The sequence below is a fragment of the Endozoicomonas arenosclerae genome (assembly GCF_001562015.1).
GTDB classification, from domain to species: domain Bacteria; phylum Pseudomonadota; class Gammaproteobacteria; order Pseudomonadales; family Endozoicomonadaceae; genus Endozoicomonas_A; species Endozoicomonas_A arenosclerae.
Genome location: NZ_LASA01000106.1, coordinates 1 through 19409 on the forward strand (window position 1 = coordinate 1; position 19409 = coordinate 19409).

The following is a 19409-nucleotide window of genomic DNA, read 5'->3' on the forward strand; positions in this document are numbered from 1 at the left end:
TGCGTATAACTTGAGGCGGATGTTCAGCCTGAAACAAGTGAATGAAGAGCAGTGGTTGGAACTGGTCTTGTTGGCGACTTATCTGTGGCACTATTGGGCTGATCTGAGGCCAAGAGTGAGAAAAATCATAAGGACAAGTTGAAAATGTAATGCGCCGGAGAGGGTTTTATAAGTTCTCTCCGGAATAGTCAGAGTCTGAAATTACTTGAACTGCGTTTATGGGTTCAAGTCCGACAGGCTGCTAGCTGCACTGCTTCTGGCCATCCTGGGTTATGACCATAGCCAGATAATGAAAGACTACCTGCAAACCAATGAGCGTCCTCCCAACTCATCGCTTCCCCATAATTACGATATATCCAATGTTCCCAAAGAGATCTGGTCTGCCATTCAACAGGCTCGCCCGGAATTTCTGCAAAGAGCACTGGATACTATCAGCAGGAATTATGGGACGGTCGAAAACTATGTCACTGAAGGGACCGGGATTTCAGAGGAACAACTGAGCAGTTTCCGAAACTTCATGTTGAGTCCGGAATCCAGCATGTAAGCTTACAAAGCTGATCAATGCCATTTTACGGATAACCCTTCCAGAATGGTTTGAAGGGTTATTTTCTAAACACTGATTATCAAAAACTAACAACAAATCTCACAAAAAACGTTTTATTTGTAAAAACCCCAATCCAGTTACTTAACGCTCACCTCATTAAAATCACATAGTCGTACACTAGAGAAAGCCTTCTCGATCAATAAATAATCCATTGTTTTTATTGAATAATTTTCGAAATAAGCCACCAGCCTATTTCAGATATTGATGGCTAGCAACTACCGATCAAAGCACCATTATTCACGAAATAAATAGCAAAGATAAAAACAACAGGATTGTCACAAATATTCACAAATCACAGAATGCACTCACCGGGTCGGCAAGACTCCAACAAAAAAAGCCGGTCATCACATCGCTGTGATGACGTTGCGAAAATGGAAGGACTGATCATGTCAAACTACCTGAATGATATTGACGCAATTGCTTCACTCAAGGCTGCTCAGGGCTCTTCCTGGGAAGCTATCAATCCTGAATACGCTGCTCGCATGAAAGCGCAGAATCGCTTCAAAACCGGTCTGGATATTGCCCGTTACACCGCCAAAATCATGCGTGAAGACATGGCGGCTTACGACGCTGACACAACACAATACACCCAGTCTCTGGGTTGCTGGCACGGATTCATCGGTCAGCAGAAGATGATCTCCATCAAGAAGCACTTCAACAACACTGATCGTCGCTACCTCTACCTGTCAGGCTGGATGGTTGCAGCCCTGCGCTCTGACTTTGGCCCCCTGCCAGACCAGTCCATGCACGAGAAAACATCCGTTGCCGGCCTGATTGAAGAACTCTACACCTTCCTGCGCCAGGCCGATGCCCGCGAACTGGGCGGCCTGTTCCGCGATCTGGACTCAGCCCGTAAGGCTGGTGATACAGCTACAGAAACTGAGCTGCAAAGCCAGATTGAAAACCATACAACCCACATTGTTCCTATCATTGCCGACATTGATGCAGGCTTTGGTAATGCAGAAGCCACCTACCTGCTTGCTAAAAAGATGATTGAAGCCGGTGCCTGCTGTATACAGCTGGAAAATCAGGTATCTGACGAAAAACAGTGTGGTCACCAGGACGGCAAAGTAACCGTTCCTCACGAAGATTTCCTGGCCAAAATCCGCGCCGTTCGTTACGCGTTCCTGGAGCTGGGTGTAGACGACGGGGTAATCGTTGCCCGTACTGACTCTCTGGGTGCTGGCCTGACCAAGCAGCTGGCCGTAACCAATCAGCCTGGCGATCTGGGCGACCAGTACAACAGCTTCCTGGATGTTGAAGAAATCTCGCCAGAGAACATGAAGAACGGCGATGTTGTGATCAACCAGAACGGCAAACTGGTTCGTCCAAAGCGTCTGCCCAGCAATCTGTTCCAGTTCCGTCAGGGCACCGGTATTGACCGCGTAGTTCTGGACTGCATCACTTCTCTGCAAAACGGCGCTGACCTTCTGTGGATTGAGACTGAAAAGCCTCATGTTGGCCAGATCGCTGAGATGGTTAACAAGATTCGCGAGACCTGCCCGAACGCCAAACTGGTTTACAACAACTCACCTTCCTTTAACTGGACCCTGAACTTCCGTCAGCAGGTATTCGACGCCTGGAGTGAAGAAGGCAAAGATGTATCTGCATACGATCGCGCCCAGTTGATGAGTGCTGAATATGACGAAACCGAACTGGCTCAGACAGCTGATGAAAAGATCCGCACTTTCCAGGCTGATGCAGCCCGTGAAGCTGGCATCTTCCATCACCTGATCACCCTACCGACTTACCACACAGCCGCACTGTCTACCGACAACCTGGCTAAAGAGTACTTCGGTGACCAGGGCATGCTGGGCTACGTTGCCAACGTTCAGCGCAAGGAAATCCGTCAGGGTATTGCCTGCGTTAAACACCAGAACATGGCAGGTTCCGACATGGGTGATGACCACAAGGAATACTTCTCTGGTGACGCTGCCCTGAAAGCGGCGGGTGAAGACAACACCATGAACCAGTTCGGCTAAAAGTTCGCCTCCCCCCGCGTGACAGCATTTTGCCTGCCGTCTTTTCCCCCCGGAAATAGAGGCAAAATGTCACTCACGCACCAATGCAGGGCAGTTTCTCACTGCCCTAACTCATTCTGACTAAGCAAAGCTCTGATTCATTGAGTAGACTTAGGATCAACTGAAAACAGTTGATGTCTGCACCTATCTCACACCGAAATCAAACCTTAACACAACTTATCAAATACTAACTCACCACAGCCCTTTATTTTCATACATTTATTCACAAATAATGAATAAATACCCAAAACAGTTTAATTCCCAAACCGCTCACAACAATCCCCAAACCTTTACAGAGAACCAAACATGCCAACACGTACAAACCGAAAACCAAAAAGATTTGCACACGTAATCCATACTGCCTAGGTAGTTAATTACCCTTTTCACTTAAAATCACATACTATACGTGATCTGCGCTCATGCTCGAGTGCAACTCAGGGATGAAGTCCGGACATAAACGGATAGTAGAGGCCCACGTAACTCCCATAGTTATTTAGGGAATGCAGGACAGGGCCAGAAAAAACACAGTGTTCTGACAAGCGTCGACTGCCGTATCGACAGACAGCCATAAATCGTTGCCGTGCTGCATCCTGGTGCGATGAAAGACGACAACGAATGAACAGCTGCTGATCGACAGCCCGCGTCTGTCAGAACATTTTATATCTACACTAGGTGACCGATATGCGGATAGGGATCCCTGGAGAGATTCAGGAAAACGAAAACCGGGTAGCCGCTACGCCTGACACGGTAGGCAAGCTGCAAAAGCTCGGTTATGACGTCATCATTGAGAGTGGAGCCGGCATTAAAGCCAGCTTTGATGATGCAGCTTTTGAAGAGGCTGGCGCTCAAATCGCAGAACGCTCAGATGTCTGGGGTTCCGATATCGTCCTGAAAGTGAACGCACCTACAGACGACGAAATTGCTCTATTAAAAGATGGCGCTACCCTCGCCAGCTTTATCTGGCCCGGCCAGGACGAAGAGCTCATGAACAAACTCAGCCAGCGCAATATCAACGTGCTGGCTCTGGACAGCGTACCCCGCCTGTCCCGTTCCCAATCACTGGATGCCCTCAGCTCCATGGCCAATATTGGTGGCTATCGTGCTGTGGTTGAAGCTTCACACCATTTTGGCCGCTTCTTTAATGGCCAGATTACCGCTGCCGGTAAAATTCCACCCGCCAAGGTCATGGTTATTGGTGCCGGTGTAGCCGGTCTGGCCGCCCTGGGTGCCGCTGGCAGTATGGGCGCTATTGTTCGTGCTTTTGATACCCGTCCTGAAGTTAAGGAACAGGTAGAAAGTATGGGTGCCGAATTCCTGGAGCTGGAATACGAAGAAGAGCAGGACTCTTCTGACGGTTACGCCAAGGAAATGAGTCAGGCCTTTATTGATGCCGAAATGGCGCTGTTCATGGAACAGGCCAAAGAAGTCGACATTATTATCACCACCGCACTGATTCCTGGCCGCCCTGCCCCCAAACTGATTCTGGAAGACATGGTCAAGGCCATGAAACCTGGCAGTGTGATTGTCGATCTGGCAGCCCAGACCGGCGGTAACTGTGAGTGCACAGAAAAAGACAAGGTTGTAGTCAAGCATGGCGTAACTGTCATCGGTTATACCGATCTGCCAAGTCGTTTGCCTACTCAGTCTTCCCAGCTGTACGGTACCAACCTGGTCAACATGCTGAAGCTGATGACGCCTGAAAAAGATGGCAACCTGGTCATCGACTTTGAAGATGAAGTGGTTCGTGGGCTGACGGTTGTGAAAGAAGGCAACATCACCTGGCCACCACCACCCGTCAAAGTCAGTGCAGCACCTGCAGCCAAACCTGCGCCAAAAGTCGAGCCGGTTGTTGAAGAAAAGCCATCACGCCCATGGCTTAAGCCTGCGCTATTAGCTGCTGGAGCATTGATCTTTGGGTTTGTTGCTAACTCTGCACCTGCCGACTTCCTGGAACACTTCACGGTGTTTGTTCTGTCCTCCATTGTTGGTTATTACGTCATCTGGAATGTGAAGTCTGCGCTGCACACACCACTGATGAGTGTCACCAATGCAATCAGCGGCATCATCGTTATTGGTGCTCTGACTCAGATGGGCAGTGACAATAATATTATTCTGGCATTGTCGGGTATTGCCCTGATTGTCGCCATGATCAATATTGTCGGTGGCTTCGCTGTAACCCAGCGGATGCTGAAAATGTTCATCCGGGATAACTAAACACAGCGGGAGTTACAGGAATGTCACAAGGATTATTAGTATCCGCTTACCTGATAGCAGCGCTGCTGTTTGTCATGAGTCTCGCGGGCCTCAGTCGTCAGGAATCAGCCAAGAGCGGCAGCCTTTACGGTATGGTCGGCATGGTCATTGCCGTCCTGGCAACTCTGGGCTATGCCCATTTGGAAGGCTTTACTCTGGTTACCATTCTGATGATGGTTGGCGCAGGTACCGGTCTTTTCCTGGCGAAGAAAGTCGAAATGACTGAAATGCCTCAGCTGGTTGCCGTCCTGAACGGCTTCGGTGGTCTGGCAGCAGTTCTGATCGGTTTTTCCAGCGCCATTGAAGCCTCTGAGTCTCTGACTCAAGCTGCAGCAAGTCTGTTGTCGTCTACTGACCGAATGATTCACAGCATTGAAATTTTCATTGGAATCATTATCGGTGCCATCACTTTCAGCGGCTCTATAGTGGCCTGCCTGAAACTGCATGGAAAAATCAGCAGCCGCCCAGCCTCTCTGCCCGGTGGTCACTGGACTAATCTGGCTGTGATTGGCCTGGCAATTCTGATGGGTATCGTTTTTGTCCAACAAGACAGTCTGCTTGCCCTGATCATCATGACCGCCCTGGCCTTCCTGTTCGGCATTACTCTGGTGATGGGTATTGGTGGAGCAGATATGCCCGTTGTTGTTTCCATGCTGAATGCCTACTCCGGTATCGCTGCTGCTGCAACCGGCTTCATGCTGGGTAACAACCTGTTGATCATCACCGGTGCCATGGTGGGTTCGTCCGGAGCCATTCTCTCCTACCTGATGTGTACTGCCATGAATCGCTCTTTCATCTCCGTTATCCTGGGTGGATTCGGTACTGAAAGCGGCACCGTCGCTGAAGGTGGTGAACAGGGTGAGCATATCGATGTGAACGTGGAAGAAGTAGCAGACCTGTTGAAGAACGCTTCCAGTGTCATCATCACTCCTGGATACGGTATGGCTGTTGCTCAGGCTCAGCACCCTCTGAGAGAGCTGGTTAATAAACTTCGTGCCCAGAACATTAAAGTGCGCTTTGGTATTCACCCGGTCGCGGGTCGTTTACCGGGTCACATGAACGTTCTGCTGGCTGAAGCAAAAGTGCCGTACGACATCGTGGAAGAGATGGATGAACTCAATGATGATTTCACCGACACTGATGTGGTTCTGGTTATCGGCGCTAACGACACCGTAAACCCGGCAGCGTCAGAAGACCCAGGCAGCCCGATTGCCGGTATGCCGGTTCTGCGTGTTTGGGAAGCGGAAAGAGTGGTTGTCTTCAAACGTTCCATGGCTACCGGCTATGCTGGCGTTCAGAACCCTCTGTTCTTCAAAGACAATGCTCGTATGCTTTTTGGTGATGCCCATGGCACTGTCGAAGGTATTCTAAAGCAGTTCTGATACAGCTCTTATGCACGGGAGGGGAGTCAGGTTTCTGGCTCCCCATACTCAGCCATTAGCCCATCCTAATCATGCAAAGACCAATAGTGGTCGATGCTGGAATACCATCTTCCTTCCTCTAAGTAGAGAGTCACTCCACCCTCCACTTTGGCCTCTACATCTAACTTCTGCTTCTCAGGCTTCTGTAGCCCCGGCTTGAAAAGCACATTTTCACTCGATGAGGTCATCAGGATTGGAACACCCAGAGCATCGGCCAATAAGGATAAATCGTCTTGATAGTCTCCAGCAATAAACATGCTTTTTGCTTTTGCCCGCTGCAGGGCTTTCTTTAGACTCGGCTGATCAGGCATCTCCTGACCATCACGTTCCTTATCTGTCTCTTGAGATTGCCGGATGTAATTATAAAAACAGGCTTGTAACACTTCTGGGGTCAGAGCTTCTTCAGTTTTCTTTTCAGCGCTACTTTTTTTGCCCGCCTTTTCCTTCTTTTGTTTGACCTTCTCTTCAATGACCAACCCATTGATGCCCATTACCCAGTTTTCACCTGACTGGCTCAGCCCCCATAATAGAGCGTCGCACAACTTTTCCGGCATAAGAGAGGCAACAGGCAGTTGTGTGACAGTCACTTCAGATGTTGCTGAAGAGGCACTTGCCTCGCCTACAGCCTTTGGCTCTATGGATGAGGAAGGACGAGCCTGTGCGCGCTCCTGTGCTTCAGGCTGGCATTGAGGTACCGGGTTTTCTGGTAACGAATCAGGAACAGCTGGCTCAGAAAACCGATGCGCTTTCAGAGACTTCTGCATGGACTGGTACTGCATGCCCAGCTGGGCTTTTTGATTGGATACCTGTGCAACAGCTTCCATAAGCAACCGCTTGTTCTCAGGATTGGCTGAACCTGTTTTACCATGCAGCCTGAGCACCCTCCCCCTCCCAGCGAAAAGGCCTTCCAGCCGGTCACAGTTTGCTATGATCTTCTCAGCCCTGTGTAGAAGCAGTGCAATCTTATCATGCAAGCTTATCAGTTCGGCCAGCAACTCTTTGTCCTGCACATCCTCATCATTCACACAGACATCGTAAATATACTCATACTCCAACTTCAAACGCATCAGGTTAAAAGCAAGTAATCGAATATCTTGCTGGTATTGTGATATTGCCTTGCGAAAGCGAATATCCAAGCTAATCCCCGGTAACTGATCGCCTTTCAGACAAGCTTCAAACTGCTCTAATGTGGCATCATGATCTTCCAGTTTTTCAACCGTCCTATCCAACCTGCTAACGATAATATCGGCGTAACAGTAACGCAGATTGGTTCTATCCCAAGTTGACAGAGTCTTGGCCTGCAAAGCTGCCGCAATGGTTTTGGCAATGGCTTCCAAAGGGGCTGCAGAGCTCATCATTTTGATGGCTTTGGCGATAGCCGGGTGGAACTCTTCTGTCGGCTTGGTAGTCACCTCCACTTGAGAAGACGAAGCAGAGGTGTTACCCCCGGTTGAAGATTTGTCTGTCGAAGAAGATACACCTGAAGAAGACTGCTTAGAAGAAGAGCCATCCTGCCCAGACTTCCCTTGATTACTACGCTTCATCCGCCGCGTCAACGCTGCGGCCTTTTCGTCATCAATTTCTTTTTCAAGAGCTCTGGCAGCAAGGCTCGCTGATGTTTGAGTCTGTGCAACAGCCAGCTCCATTTCTCTCAACTGGCTATAGCATTTGAGATAGGCAGGTAAGGTTTTTCGCGCATACTCCTCAGGATCCTGCTCCCCGACCCAGTCAGTATGCAATTTTAATTGAGTTAATAACAAGGAACAGGTTTCCTCCATTGTTTTGATTTCATGATAATACTCTGGGCTCCCCTTTCTATGTTGGGACGAGCGAATTAACACCTCCATAGCCTTCGACAGGTGACGAAGCAGACTGCTGGCACCTGAAGGGTCAAAATGCCCAGTTTTGAGATGAGTAAGGTAACTGGGCAAAAGTCGCAGAGCATGTTCTGGATGGCCCAAAATAACAGAAGCAATAATCGGCAAAACGATTTCCAGCTGTTGCGGAGCTCTTCCCTCAACCAGATTATCCGGATCAAATGCTTCCAACCACAAAGCCAAAACCGAGGGTACCGCGCTCAATATCTGTCTGAGCTGTTCTGGCGCATTAATTTCTAAAAAGTGTCCGGTGGCATGCTCCAGATTCAGCAAAGTGACTTGCCCGATCTTTTCATATCGTTCTCTTGCATGATCAACTTCTGAAGGCTTTTTCAAGTGTTTCAGGCACTGTATGGATTCATCATAAGCTTGCATACACTTAAGACCCGCAGTTATCCAATCGGTATATCGCGCAGTGCATAAAGGAGTGCCTATATGTGGAAGCAACACATCTCCAGTAATAGCCTTTACAATTTCAGTTTGTAATCTCTCTGAATGGTTAGCTATCAGGTTAATAAAGGCTCGTTGCTTCCAATACCCTTTTTCCGCCATCTCATGAACCCCTTTCCCTGCCACAATATCTTGAAGAGGAGACTCTTCCGTCGATCCTTTTGACGAATTATGAATAGAACGTACTTTCTGCTCAAATGCCTTTATTTCCGAAGAGTGCTGTCTAGTGTCCTTATAAACTTTCTCCAGCAGACGATTACGTTTAACGAGCAATGCCTGAAGGTTTTCAAGCTGAAACAGCCAATCATGCGTTTCAAGTGAGTAGCCACTTGCATCACACTTCAGAGCCACCTTTTTGAACTGAGCCTCGAACTGTTTTGCAAAAGCCTCAAGTTCTTTATTGGCTATTTTCAGCAGACCCGAAACGTCACTAGCCTGGCTGTCCGTCAAACGTTTACCAGTAATTCTTCTCTTTTGGTCTGAACTATGTGAACCACTGGGTCTAGAGCTCTGCCTGGATTCGGCGACTGGGTCTGCTATGGAAGATCCTTCTGCATGAATGACCGTCCTTCCTTTGTTCTGCCCTCCTTTCTTCTTTTTTCCTTTTGCCGCCTGGGGTACCACTTGCTTACTACCCGCAGAATCTGAAGAGACTGGCTTGTCGGGTCCACCTATACTCATAGATTTTTTACGCACTTGTTGTTTGTTTTGAATATCGGCATGACAAGGCAAAAATGGATGACACCGAGTGTGTAGTAACGGCTACTTCAGTTTCATTCTATAAAAAGCTTCAGTGCCGCCCCCGCATCGGGCATTTGTTTCAACCAATCCAGACGGTTCAGAGCAGGATACCCTTGCAACAGAGTCATGACTCTGTTGCCACCGTCAGGGTCCGGATCAAAGTCCCTCCTTATCGTAGTACCGTAACCACTCTCGGGAGTGTCGTCGTCAGGGACACCACAGCCCTCATCAAGCATATCCGGAATAGCTGGATTTCCGGGCTGTGCCGCAGGATTCTGAGGGGCAGGTGGAGATACCCAGGAAAAAGAGGTTTCCAACCCCACTTCATCTTCCATCTGGATCGATACCTGTCCCCCTGTCTCCAGCCAGGTCCATTGGCCAATACCATTAACCACCAAAGTGGTATTACCATCCATCAGGGTTTCAGGCACTTCTTCTAAATGTTCCGGGTTGTCCTCAGAAATTCGATAAAGCACTGGTTTGCCATTGCGATGCACCAGCACCAATATTGTTTTCCTCGCCATTAGCACCAATAACTGCATCAGAGGCAGATTCACATCACCATGAACAAGATCTCTGGCAATCTGCAACAACCGCCAACGACCAAATCGTCGAATGAAACGCTGCTCCCAATCACTCTTCTGTGAATTGGGATCGATCAAGTGATAGAGCAAATCAACAAGATTATTTCTGAGAACAAAAGCCTGATGAAATTGATCTCTCTCCCCCTGAGACTCCAGATAGGCCTGAAAAAACGACTGAACACCTCGGGACACCGTGTGTACCTTAGACCTTCTGCGTTCGAGGATATCGGCTAACAGCAACAGGTAGTTTTTTAGCCATTGCCATTCGACCCGTCTCTTTCTGGCTTCTTCATAATCCTGAGGGCTAAACAGTCCTCCCAAATGGGCAGGCAACCCAAAACTGATCAACCAGCCTTCCTGAGACACCTGGACAGGAGAAGAACTATCAGACTCTACCTGCACTGTGGCAGGATTCACGGCTTGATCATTATCGGGAAGCAACCCGGTGAATTCATCAACGTCTGGATGCAACATCTCAAACAATGCATCAACATCAATAGCCGACTCGGTCTGACTGGTTGCAGAACTCACAACAAAACCTTCTTCTTCCAGAAAAGTTTTCAGTTCTTCCAATGAGTCTTTACTAGACAGGTCCACAACCCCTGTTTTATCCAGCTGATAAAGTGCCGCTAATTGCTCATCAAGACCGCACTGACAGCTGGCTTTCCCTGTGAAAATCTGAATCACATCCCTGACCGTTTCTATGACCCCCTTTTTCAGCTGTTTACCGCAGCCACCGTTAAAACCAATACCACCTACCGCCGATGCCGCCGGCACCATGTAAAAGGCTACAGTCCCTTCACCCAGACAAGTATTACCCATAATATTGCCTGCCATAGTGCCGTAGTTATTAGCGCCATAGAAAAGCGAAGCAATAAACCCGATCAGGTTCACAGCAATATCACTCTTCGGCGTTTTTTCTCCCTCTTTCGTATAAAAGCTGTATAACCAGAGCATTAAACGTTCAAGGTTCCTTGCCCCATTCCGGGCCGCTGCAGCCGATTTTCCTGACATCGCAGCCAATGCCCCTCCCTGGTAAATCCAGTACGCCGCCTGTTCTCCCGTGGTGCCACAAAACGCCTGCAGGTTGAGTTCATCCTCTACTAGCTGGGTCAGACTGGTGGTATCTCCGAAAACATACACCAAAGCAGGTCCAATGCTGAGAATCAGCAAACCGCCTGTTGCCACCGTCGCCACACCGGATCGTCTGCTCGCCTCGGCCCTGTGGAGTACCCGTTCGGGAATGGTCCAGCGTTCATCAACATCGCCAGGCTGAAGATAACCAGAATCATGGAGTTTTTTCAGTGTGTTCTTTCGTCTGGATGTTTTTCCATGAATCGAAAGCCCGTCCAGCAGCAAATCTTTATAGGAGGTTTTACGGCACGTTCCCATACACTCGAAATAGGCATCCATACGGTCATGCAGGCTAGAGTCCATGGTGCAGTTATTCTTTTCCATGGTGTGCATGACATCGGCCAGTAACTGCACGGTATCCTTCAGCAGAATTTCATCTTCAGGATTCTCTCCATAGAGACTGAAGCTCAGGTCAATCAGCTTGTTCAGCAACAATGGATAAAGACCAGCAATCATAAATGGGATAGTACAAAGACCCGCCGCGACACTGCCTGTCAGAGCCTCCATACCCTTGTAAGCCATTCCGCAATCTATGGCTGTAGCCACTCCCGACACCACAGCACAACACAACTCCCTTATTGAATGAATACCTTCAAAACGGATCTTGTTGGCTCCTTCCACAGATAAGAAGTTACTGCTCAGCATGGCACCACCGGTGATCAGACCCGCCATGGCTGCAGCCAATGCAGTTGGAGCGCCCCATGCTGAAAACAGTGCCGCCAGTCCGGTGTATGCCGCGATTCGGTTAACCGCTCCGCCAAACAGGCACATCACCCGGATGATGTTGGCAATGACCCTGTGGTGATTTAACTGCTCCCGGGTTTGAATGTTCCCCAACTCTCTCAATATCTGGGAGAGCCGGGCTGCGGCCTCACCATTACTTCCCAGAACTTGTTGCATTAACTCGGGAGTGATTCCGGAGTCGAGAAACATTTGCCGGAGCTCGGGCTCCAGAGAATCGAACAGCAAGAGGGAATCATTCATATGAATGGCCAGCTGCTCGGGAGAGTTTTCATTGCCCTGAGGCTGGTAAATTTCACCACCCAACTGCTCATCAATCTGGAGGTACCTGTTCCACCAACAGAGAGGATTATGATCTCTGCACCAATCCAGAATGCCTGCTGACACAACGGGAGAAACCACCAGCAGAAAAGCCGTCAGCCAAAAACAGCGGCACACTCGGGGCATTATTTAGAAGCCTCGTTTATAAAAAAGCTGAAGTATAGACGCGCTGAGAATTACGCAAGGATCATTTCGGGTGGGTAATGTCTTACTGGGAAGTTAGCTCAGACAGCGGGACTTACCATGATGTCAGCCTATGATTTATTCGCATGGACTTTTGCAACTTTGTACAGTCAGTCAGCTGCAAGGTCACACCCGGCAGACGACGTAAAGCATGGTATTTCTGCCCCATGGTTTGAGTGAATCCCGCAATCGCAGGCCAGTCCCAGTCGGAGTAAACTTCACATTTTAAATTTTAAGATCAGAAGTAATCATGCCGTACAAAAATATGATCGGTCTGGGAGTTGCCGGTAACTTTGCCGGTCATCTGGAGCAGGCAGGCGAAGCCTCTGACTTTCAGGCAGTAACCGTTTCTGAAGCGATTCAGCCTAAAGCTATTTTTCCTTTTTACGTGCCTTCTGAAGACTCCGGATTTCTGTCTACCTACCCTTTGTCTAATGACAAAATCACCATGCCGGAAACCGATGGTTGCCTGCAGATCGAGCCGGAAGTCGCCCTGATTTGCGACATTCAGTACTCCATTGATGAAGCCAGTGGTGACAGAGTCGTTTCAGCCCTGACCCCAAAACAATTTGCGGCTTACAACGACTGCTCCATTCGCAAACCCAATGCCCGAAAAATCAGCGAAAAGAAAAACTGGGGCATCCACACCAAAGGCATCGCCAGCACACTTTTGGACCTTGATCACCTTGAACAGGGCGGCACCCTGGATCGTTTCAGAATCGCCAGCTACCACAAAAAAAAGGGGGATATCTTCCGTTATGGTGAAGACAGCCCGACCGTGGGTTACAGCTACTTCCACCAAAAACTGTTGGACTGGATTGTAGACCGTATGAACCACCAGCAGGATGCAGGACCGGCCGAAGATATTTCTGCACTACTGCGAGAAGCCCATTATCCCGTTCAGGCCCTGATCAGTATTGGCGCTACCCGTTACACCGAATATGGCGAATCTCATTTTCTGCAACCCGGGGACACCAGCATCGTTGTCGTTTATGACGGTGAACTGTTCCACGAAGAGGAAATTCTGGAGATGGCAGCCCTGAACGACTTCCCGGACACCGGTATTTCTGCACTGATTCAGCAGGTTCAATAAAAATAATATTGAAACAGCCGTCTTTTAATCCTGAAGACGGCTGACGCCCGAATACCTGGATGACATATCCGATTTGGCTTTAAAACACTACAAGTCAGTAAAAAAGTAATAAAAGTCAATGTTATTTTTTATCTCTGGCTATTTAATGAAAACAGGTATAGAGTAAGCATCAAGTTAAAGGTTAGTTTTATTTTTATGCAAAGATTGAGTGTTCCGAGTGTAGTAGCTCGCCATATTCTTGAAAAGTAACAACAACACTTCTAGCTACACCGTCTTACCCTAAGACAGTTTTATTTTTTAAATATGGATAATGATTATGTCTACTACTACCGGTACCGTTAAGTGGTTCAACGAAGAAAAAGGTTTTGGTTTTATTGCTCAAAGCAATGGACCTGACGTATTTGCTCATTTTCGTCAGATTGTTGGTGATGGTTTTAAAACCTTAACAGAAGGCCAGCAAGTCGAATTTAGAGTTACCCAAGGACAAAAAGGGCCTCAGGCGGAAGATATCCGTCCTCTCTGATAAGGATAACCACATTTTAAAAATGTAGTTCTCTGCTTAGCCCTGTAACGAAAAGAGCAGTTCTTTTCATAGATACTGCTCTTTTTGTAGCTAATATTAATAGTTATAAAAACATAAATACCTGCAAGATTCTTTTCTACTTCTAAAAAGTGACATTACATTGAGAGTGTTAAGTCTATTGAACATAGATTCCTGAAACACCTCAACTTGGTTTTACTGTATTCCTCACTGAAGAAAGCGCAATACGTAATCACAGATACTCGTTTATCTGCACTGCTAGATATTAGAAATAATTCACCACTCAGCATATAGTTTTAACATAGAATTTAATAACTCAATGTAGAGTTACAGTATAAATTTCATGTTCTGACCAATAAAAGTATATTTAAAGATGATTCATAAGAAAAACCAACCGAATAACAGACCCTGCATAAACTGTGGAAAACTAACCCAGAGTAGAGTTTGGATTAAACTTGTCTGGAAAAGAACTGCAGAGATGCCATGCTGCCCCGGATGTAACGCACCAAACTCTCACTAATACAAACTCAAGAAGTAGAAGTTAATCGACTATTTCAAACAATGCTCGTTCTTGTAGTTTTTAAAAGCGATATTTTTATCCAATGTATAGGTTCTTCTATATCATCCGGATAAACTGATTAGAAGCCATACCGTACACTCAGCATGCACTGCGTGAGTCCTTCTTACGTCAATGATATGTATTACTATAGTTTCGAGCATTTCACCATCTTCCTACTTCCCTCATAAAATTTAACTCACGATTTCTGGAAACTTCAAACAGCCCTTCTCTATGATTTACCGAATCATTCGCTGGCAAGTAGGCCCATCATTCTTCTCAACAATATGACAAAAGCGCCTTGGCATTTAACTTCCATATTCGGAAGTGCCTGAACAGCAGGCTTTTTGCAACAGATTGCGAAAAACACTCTAGCTTCTAACAAATTTTTAATTGCATTCTATTTTTAGAAAGGTATTCTAATTATCCACAGCCATGAGCTGTACTTCATAAATCGTGATGTCGTGGATACCTGTATGAGTCTGAGAGAAAAAGGCAAAGCCCGAAGAAAACAACAGATTCTGGACGCCGTAGTTACCCTTCTCCAGGCAGAAGGCTTCAATGCTCTCTCCACCTCCCGCATTGCCGAAGAAGCCGAAGTCAGTGTTGCCACGCTCTATAACCTGATGGGCTCTATCGACAGTATTCTCGATGTGATGGTCGAGCAGCTGTTCGGTGAATTTGAGTCAGCTTACACTCATATCACCCGCGACCTTGCTCCTCTTGCCATCATTGAAGGTGTCAGCGAAGCGGCCTACAGTTTTCTCAAACAGGACGAGCCCAAGTACAAGGCGGTTCTGAAAGCTGTTTTCCAGATTAATGTTTCCAGAGACCTCACGGCTCCCGTCTTCCACACGGCCCAGAACAACCGCACTTTGTTTATCAGCGCTATACGACAGTTACAGGACAGTAACGCAATGATGCCTGGGCTGAACACCCAGCTTCTGGCAGAACAGATGCTGATTACCCAGGTCATGCTGCTGGAAAACTGGTCAGCCGGTGTCATCAGCCTGGAACGATTCAGACTCACCAGCAAATTTCATTTCTTACTGCTGATCAAGGCCTGGGCAAATCCAGATCTGGCGATCGAACTACAGCAAAAGATATTAGAGATTCAAGGCAGTATCGAAGCTCTTATGGGAGCGAGTGACGCGCGAAAGCGCAGACCTCAGGCCGCAAAAAGCGGTCAGGACGAAACAATAAAAACAAGAATCGAAAAAGAGGTACTTTCCTATGAAGACCGATCTCTGCAGGAAGCTGGGTCTTGATGCCCCGATCTTTGCCTTTACTCACTGTCGCGATGTAGTAGTAGAAGTCAGCAAAGCCGGTGGCATTGGTGTATTCGGTGCGGCGGGCTACACCCCGGAACAGCTGAAACAGGAGCTGGACTGGATTCAGGACAAAGTGGGTGACAAGCCTTTTGGCATTGATGTCATCATGCCCAACAACTACATGGGTGACGAAGTCCCCGATCTTCAAGCCATGATTCCCGAAGAGCACAAAGCCTGGGTGGAATCCGTCATGCAGAAATACGACATCCCTCCTCTGCCCCAGAATCATGAAGGCGACAGCTACCACAGTGTCAGTGGCTCCGACATTGGCTGGACACACAAGATCTGTCGTCAGCTTCTGGAAGTTGCCTTTGAATACCCCAACCTGAAAGTCATGGTTAACGCGCTGGGCACTCCCCCCCAGGATATTCTCGATACCTGTAAGGAAAAAGGCATTCTTGTAGGCGCTCTGGCTGGCAAGGTGAAGCATGCTGTTGCCCATAAAGAAGGTGGTCTGGACTTTGTTGTCGCTCAGGGCCACGAAGCCGGTGGCCATACCGGTAAAGTCACCACAATGGTGTTGATTCCACAGGTGGTTGATGCGGTTCATCCCATGCCGGTACTGGCTGCAGGGGGTATTGGCGGTGGTCGTCAGATGGCTGCTGCCATGGCACTGGGTGCAGAAGGTGTCTGGTGTGGTTCTGTCTGGCTGACTTCTCCAGAGTCTGAAGTTGAGCCTCTGCCCAAACGCAAACTGATTGAAGCCACCAGCGAAGACACCGTTCAATCCAAAATGATCAGTGGCAAACCCGCACGAATGCTTCGCTCCAAATGGACCGACGAGTGGGAAAGTGAAGAATGCCCGGGCGCACTGCCCATGCCACTGCAGGGAATGCTGGCCCAGGAAGCTCATGTTCGAATTGCCCGCTCCCAAAACGAAGAGTTGGCTTTCTATCCTACCGGCCAGATTGTCGGAATGATGAATGAAGAAAAAGGCTGCAAAACCATCATGTACGACATGCTTAATGAATATCTGGAATCCCTGGAGCGTCTGAACGGACTATTGGAAGAAGCTTAAGCCCTAGTAGCATGACAATCAGCCGTGAACGCAAAAACTCTTTCACAGACTTCGATCTTGAAAGAGTTTTCACGACAAATAACAAGGATAAAACATCATGGCCGCCGTAGAATTTAAAAAAGAAGGGCACATAGCCTGGGTCACCATTAACCGTCCCGACGCCAAAAACACGCTGGATGCCGAAGCTTTCGTCAATCTTAAGGAAGCCTGGGATCAAGTTCGATCAGACGACGAAATTCGTGTAGCGATTCTAACGGCAGAAGGTAACGAAGACTTCTGCTGTGGTGGCGACCTGTCTGGTGTTATCCCCCTGTGGATGGGAACCAAACAGCCTGAAAATGACATTGAAGAAAAGCTGCTGGCGGACCCACAGACTGTGGATAAAGTCATGCTGAAGGCAGAACCTGTGTATAAGCCCATTATTGCGGCCATCAATGGTCGTGCTTTGGGTGGTGGTTGTGAAATCCTTCAGGCAACTGATATCCGTATTGCTGCTGATACCGCAACATTCGGCTTACCTGAACCTAAGCGCGGTATTGTCCCTGGTGGAGGCTCTATGGTGCGGCTAGTACGACAACTGCCTTATGCCCATGCAATGAAGCTTCTGCTCACCGGTGAACCTGTTGATGCCAGTACAGCTCAGCAAATAGGTCTAATCAGCGAAGTCTGTCCGGCCGACGAACTGCAAAGTAGAGCTAAAGCTTTGGCTGAACAGCTCGCTCAAAATGCCCCCCTCGCCCTGCAAGCTATCAAACGTACCGCTCTGGAAAGTTACACCGACGACTGGAACTCGGCGTTTGAGAAAGAGACCCATGAATCCGCCATGATCATGATGAGCAAGGATGCCCGGGAAGGCACTAAAGCCTTTAAAGAAAAACGTCTGCCGGAATTCACTGCAGCCTGAGCTGCAGAACCAATAGCTAAAAACAGGAACAGGGAAATCACTATGTCCCAGAGTATTTATGAAGCAGCGAAGGCTCAAGCTGCAGTAGGCATGGAAATCGCAGCCATTGCCGAACAGGCACCGGACAGAGCTGCTATCTTCAGCGAATTGGGTAATCTGACCTTCAGCGAATTGAATGGACAAGTTAACAAGCTGTCTCACTTACTGCGTAGCAGAGGTTTCAAAGAGGGTGACGCGCTCGCACTCTGCTGCAGCAACCGACCAGAGTTTGTTGTGGCCTCTCTGGCTGCACATCGATTGGGTGGACGACTGACTCCGGTTAACTGGCATCTGTCTGCCGATGAAATCACTTACATCGTCCAGAACTGTGAAGCCAAAGCCTTCATTGCTGACAGCCGTGTCGCCGATAAAGTCACTGAAGCTATCAGTGACAACGCTTTTGTTGCTGTCAGTCTCTCAGTAGGTGGTGCTATTGATGGTTATGAAAGCTGGGATCAGGCGCTGACTGACCAACCAGACACCAACATTGAAAATCCCGTTCGCGGAACCATGATGCTCTATACCTCGGGCACCTCAGGTCGCCCCAAAGGTGTATTGAGAAAACAGCCAGATCCAGAAATGGCTGCAGGGTTACAGGACCTTTTCACCATGGTCTTTCAGTATCAGCCCGATGCGGGCACTGATCGCTCGCTGGTCACAGGTCCTCTCTATCATGCAGGCCCCTTCAATCTCTGCATGATGACCCCCCTGGTGTCCGGAATCAGTATCGTCATTATGGACAAGTGGGAAGCAGAGCCAAGCCTGAATCTGATCGAGCAGCATCGGATCACCCACAGCTTTTTTGTTCCCGCCATGTTTGTCCGCCTGCTCCAGCTAAAGGAAAGCGTTCGCCAGCAATATGACGTGTCATCACTTCGCTTTGTAATTCATGGAGCTGCGCCCTGCTCTATTGAAACAAAGCAAGCCATGATGGACTGGTTCGGCCCGATCATCTGGGAAATGTTTGCCGGAACCGAAGGTCCAGGCACCATTGTCAGCCCTCAGGACTGGTTGGCGAAGCCAGGTACAGTGGGTAAACCTGGCAGTCCGGAACAGATTCGCATACTGGATGAAGAGGGTAACGACCTGCCGGCTGGAGAATCCGGTCGCATCTTTATGAAGAACCCTGAAGAAAGTCGCTTTGAATACTATAAGGATGAACAGAAAACCAGGGACGCTCAATACAAGGGGTATTTCACGGCTGGTGATATTGGCTACCTGGACGACGATGGATATCTTTTCCTCACCGGTCGAAGTGCTGAAATCATCATCTCTGGTGGTGTGAATATTTATCCACAGGAGATAGACGACGTTATTGCCCTGCACCCTGCTGTTGCTGACGTGGCCTGCGTGGGTGTGCCTTCAGATGAATGGGGCGAAGCAGTAAAAGCTGTCGTCGAGCTTAAACCCGAGGTTTCCTCTACAGAAAAGCTCAGTAATGAGTTACTTGATTTCGCCAGTGCCCGCCTGGCTCGCCAGAAACTCCCGAAAAGTGTCGATTTTATAGAGACCCTGCCACGCTCCGAGGCAGGCAAAGTTCTGCGCAGAAAGATCCGGGAAACATACTGGGAAGGCATTGAGAAAAAAATATAAAAGG

At 48.4% G+C, this 19409-nt stretch carries 12 protein-coding genes; 10 read left to right on the forward strand and 2 right to left on the reverse strand.

Going from position 1 to position 19409, the window contains the following annotated elements; translation table 11 throughout:
- Positions 1–205: 205 nt before the first annotated feature.
- The 4 genes from WG89_RS16875 to pntB all read left to right on the forward strand — a co-directional run bounded on the left by WG89_RS16875 (position 206) and on the right by pntB (position 6260).
- Positions 206–544, forward strand: a complete 339-nt coding sequence (locus WG89_RS16875; RefSeq protein ID WP_062268249.1) for a tyrosine-protein phosphatase — start codon at positions 206–208, stop codon at positions 542–544.
- A 446-nt stretch (positions 545–990) separates the two neighbouring features.
- Positions 991–2586, forward strand: coding sequence for an isocitrate lyase (locus tag WG89_RS16880; protein ID WP_062268301.1), 1596 nt, complete (start codon positions 991–993; stop codon positions 2584–2586).
- A 720-nt stretch (positions 2587–3306) separates the two neighbouring features.
- Positions 3307–4839 carry a Re/Si-specific NAD(P)(+) transhydrogenase subunit alpha gene (locus tag WG89_RS16885; RefSeq protein WP_062268251.1) on the forward strand — a complete coding sequence of 511 codons (1533 nt, stop codon included), beginning with the start codon at positions 3307–3309 and terminating at the stop codon, positions 4837–4839.
- Positions 4840–4859: 20 nt separating this feature from the next.
- Positions 4860–6260: a Re/Si-specific NAD(P)(+) transhydrogenase subunit beta gene (gene pntB / locus WG89_RS16890; protein WP_062268253.1), complete on the forward strand. Its 1401-nt coding sequence runs from the start codon at positions 4860–4862 to the stop codon at positions 6258–6260.
- Positions 6261–6325: 65 nt separating this feature from the next.
- On the opposite strand, the gene WG89_RS16895 is transcribed toward pntB, so the two are convergent.
- Both WG89_RS16895 and WG89_RS16900 read right to left on the reverse strand, forming a co-directional pair.
- Positions 6326–9307, reverse strand: coding sequence for a hypothetical protein (locus WG89_RS16895; protein ID WP_153301646.1), 2982 nt, complete (start codon positions 9305–9307; stop codon positions 6326–6328).
- Between the two features lie 92 nt (positions 9308–9399).
- Positions 9400–12273, reverse strand: coding sequence for a hypothetical protein (locus tag WG89_RS16900; protein ID WP_062268257.1), 2874 nt, complete (start codon positions 12271–12273; stop codon positions 9400–9402).
- A gap of 307 nt (positions 12274–12580) precedes the next feature.
- Between WG89_RS16900 and WG89_RS16905 the strand changes: the two genes are divergently transcribed.
- From WG89_RS16905 to WG89_RS16930, 6 genes are all read left to right on the forward strand, one after another.
- Complete coding sequence (locus WG89_RS16905; protein ID WP_062268259.1) at positions 12581–13423, forward strand: DUF5718 family protein; 843 nt, start codon at positions 12581–12583, stop codon at positions 13421–13423.
- A 316-nt stretch (positions 13424–13739) separates the two neighbouring features.
- Positions 13740–13946 carry a cold-shock protein gene (locus tag WG89_RS16910; RefSeq protein WP_062268260.1) on the forward strand — a complete coding sequence of 69 codons (207 nt, stop codon included), beginning with the start codon at positions 13740–13742 and terminating at the stop codon, positions 13944–13946.
- Positions 13947–14996: 1050 nt separating this feature from the next.
- On the forward strand, positions 14997–15788 hold the full coding sequence (locus WG89_RS16915; protein WP_062268262.1) for a TetR/AcrR family transcriptional regulator: 792 nt from the start codon (positions 14997–14999) through the stop codon (positions 15786–15788).
- Positions 15754–16869 carry an NAD(P)H-dependent flavin oxidoreductase gene (locus tag WG89_RS16920; protein ID WP_062268264.1) on the forward strand — a complete coding sequence of 372 codons (1116 nt, stop codon included), beginning with the start codon at positions 15754–15756 and terminating at the stop codon, positions 16867–16869. Before WG89_RS16915 ends, WG89_RS16920 begins: the two co-directional genes overlap by 35 nt.
- Positions 16870–16966: 97 nt before the next feature.
- On the forward strand, positions 16967–17773 hold the full coding sequence (locus WG89_RS16925) for an enoyl-CoA hydratase/isomerase family protein (RefSeq protein ID WP_062268265.1): 807 nt from the start codon (positions 16967–16969) through the stop codon (positions 17771–17773).
- 42 nt (positions 17774–17815) lie between these two features.
- Positions 17816–19405, forward strand: a complete 1590-nt coding sequence (locus WG89_RS16930; protein WP_062268267.1) for an AMP-binding protein — start codon at positions 17816–17818, stop codon at positions 19403–19405.
- Positions 19406–19409: the final 4 nt, after the last annotated feature.

Coding starts and splice junctions, on each gene's coding strand:
- WG89_RS16880 (WP_062268301.1), top strand. CDS start 991: ATGTCAAACTACCTGAATGATATTGACGCAATTGCTTCACTCAAGGCT.
- WG89_RS16885 (WP_062268251.1), top strand. CDS start 3,307: ATGCGGATAGGGATCCCTGGAGAGATTCAGGAAAACGAAAACCGGGTA.
- pntB (WP_062268253.1), top strand. CDS start 4,860: ATGTCACAAGGATTATTAGTATCCGCTTACCTGATAGCAGCGCTGCTG.
- WG89_RS16895 (WP_153301646.1), bottom strand. CDS start 9,307: ATGAGTATAGGTGGACCCGACAAGCCAGTCTCTTCAGATTCTGCGGGT.
- WG89_RS16900 (WP_062268257.1), bottom strand. CDS start 12,273: ATGCCCCGAGTGTGCCGCTGTTTTTGGCTGACGGCTTTTCTGCTGGTG.
- WG89_RS16905 (WP_062268259.1), top strand. CDS start 12,581: ATGCCGTACAAAAATATGATCGGTCTGGGAGTTGCCGGTAACTTTGCC.
- WG89_RS16910 (WP_062268260.1), top strand. CDS start 13,740: ATGTCTACTACTACCGGTACCGTTAAGTGGTTCAACGAAGAAAAAGGT.
- WG89_RS16915 (WP_062268262.1), top strand. CDS start 14,997: ATGAGTCTGAGAGAAAAAGGCAAAGCCCGAAGAAAACAACAGATTCTG.
- WG89_RS16920 (WP_062268264.1), top strand. CDS start 15,754: ATGAAGACCGATCTCTGCAGGAAGCTGGGTCTTGATGCCCCGATCTTT.
- WG89_RS16925 (WP_062268265.1), top strand. CDS start 16,967: ATGGCCGCCGTAGAATTTAAAAAAGAAGGGCACATAGCCTGGGTCACC.
- WG89_RS16930 (WP_062268267.1), top strand. CDS start 17,816: ATGTCCCAGAGTATTTATGAAGCAGCGAAGGCTCAAGCTGCAGTAGGC.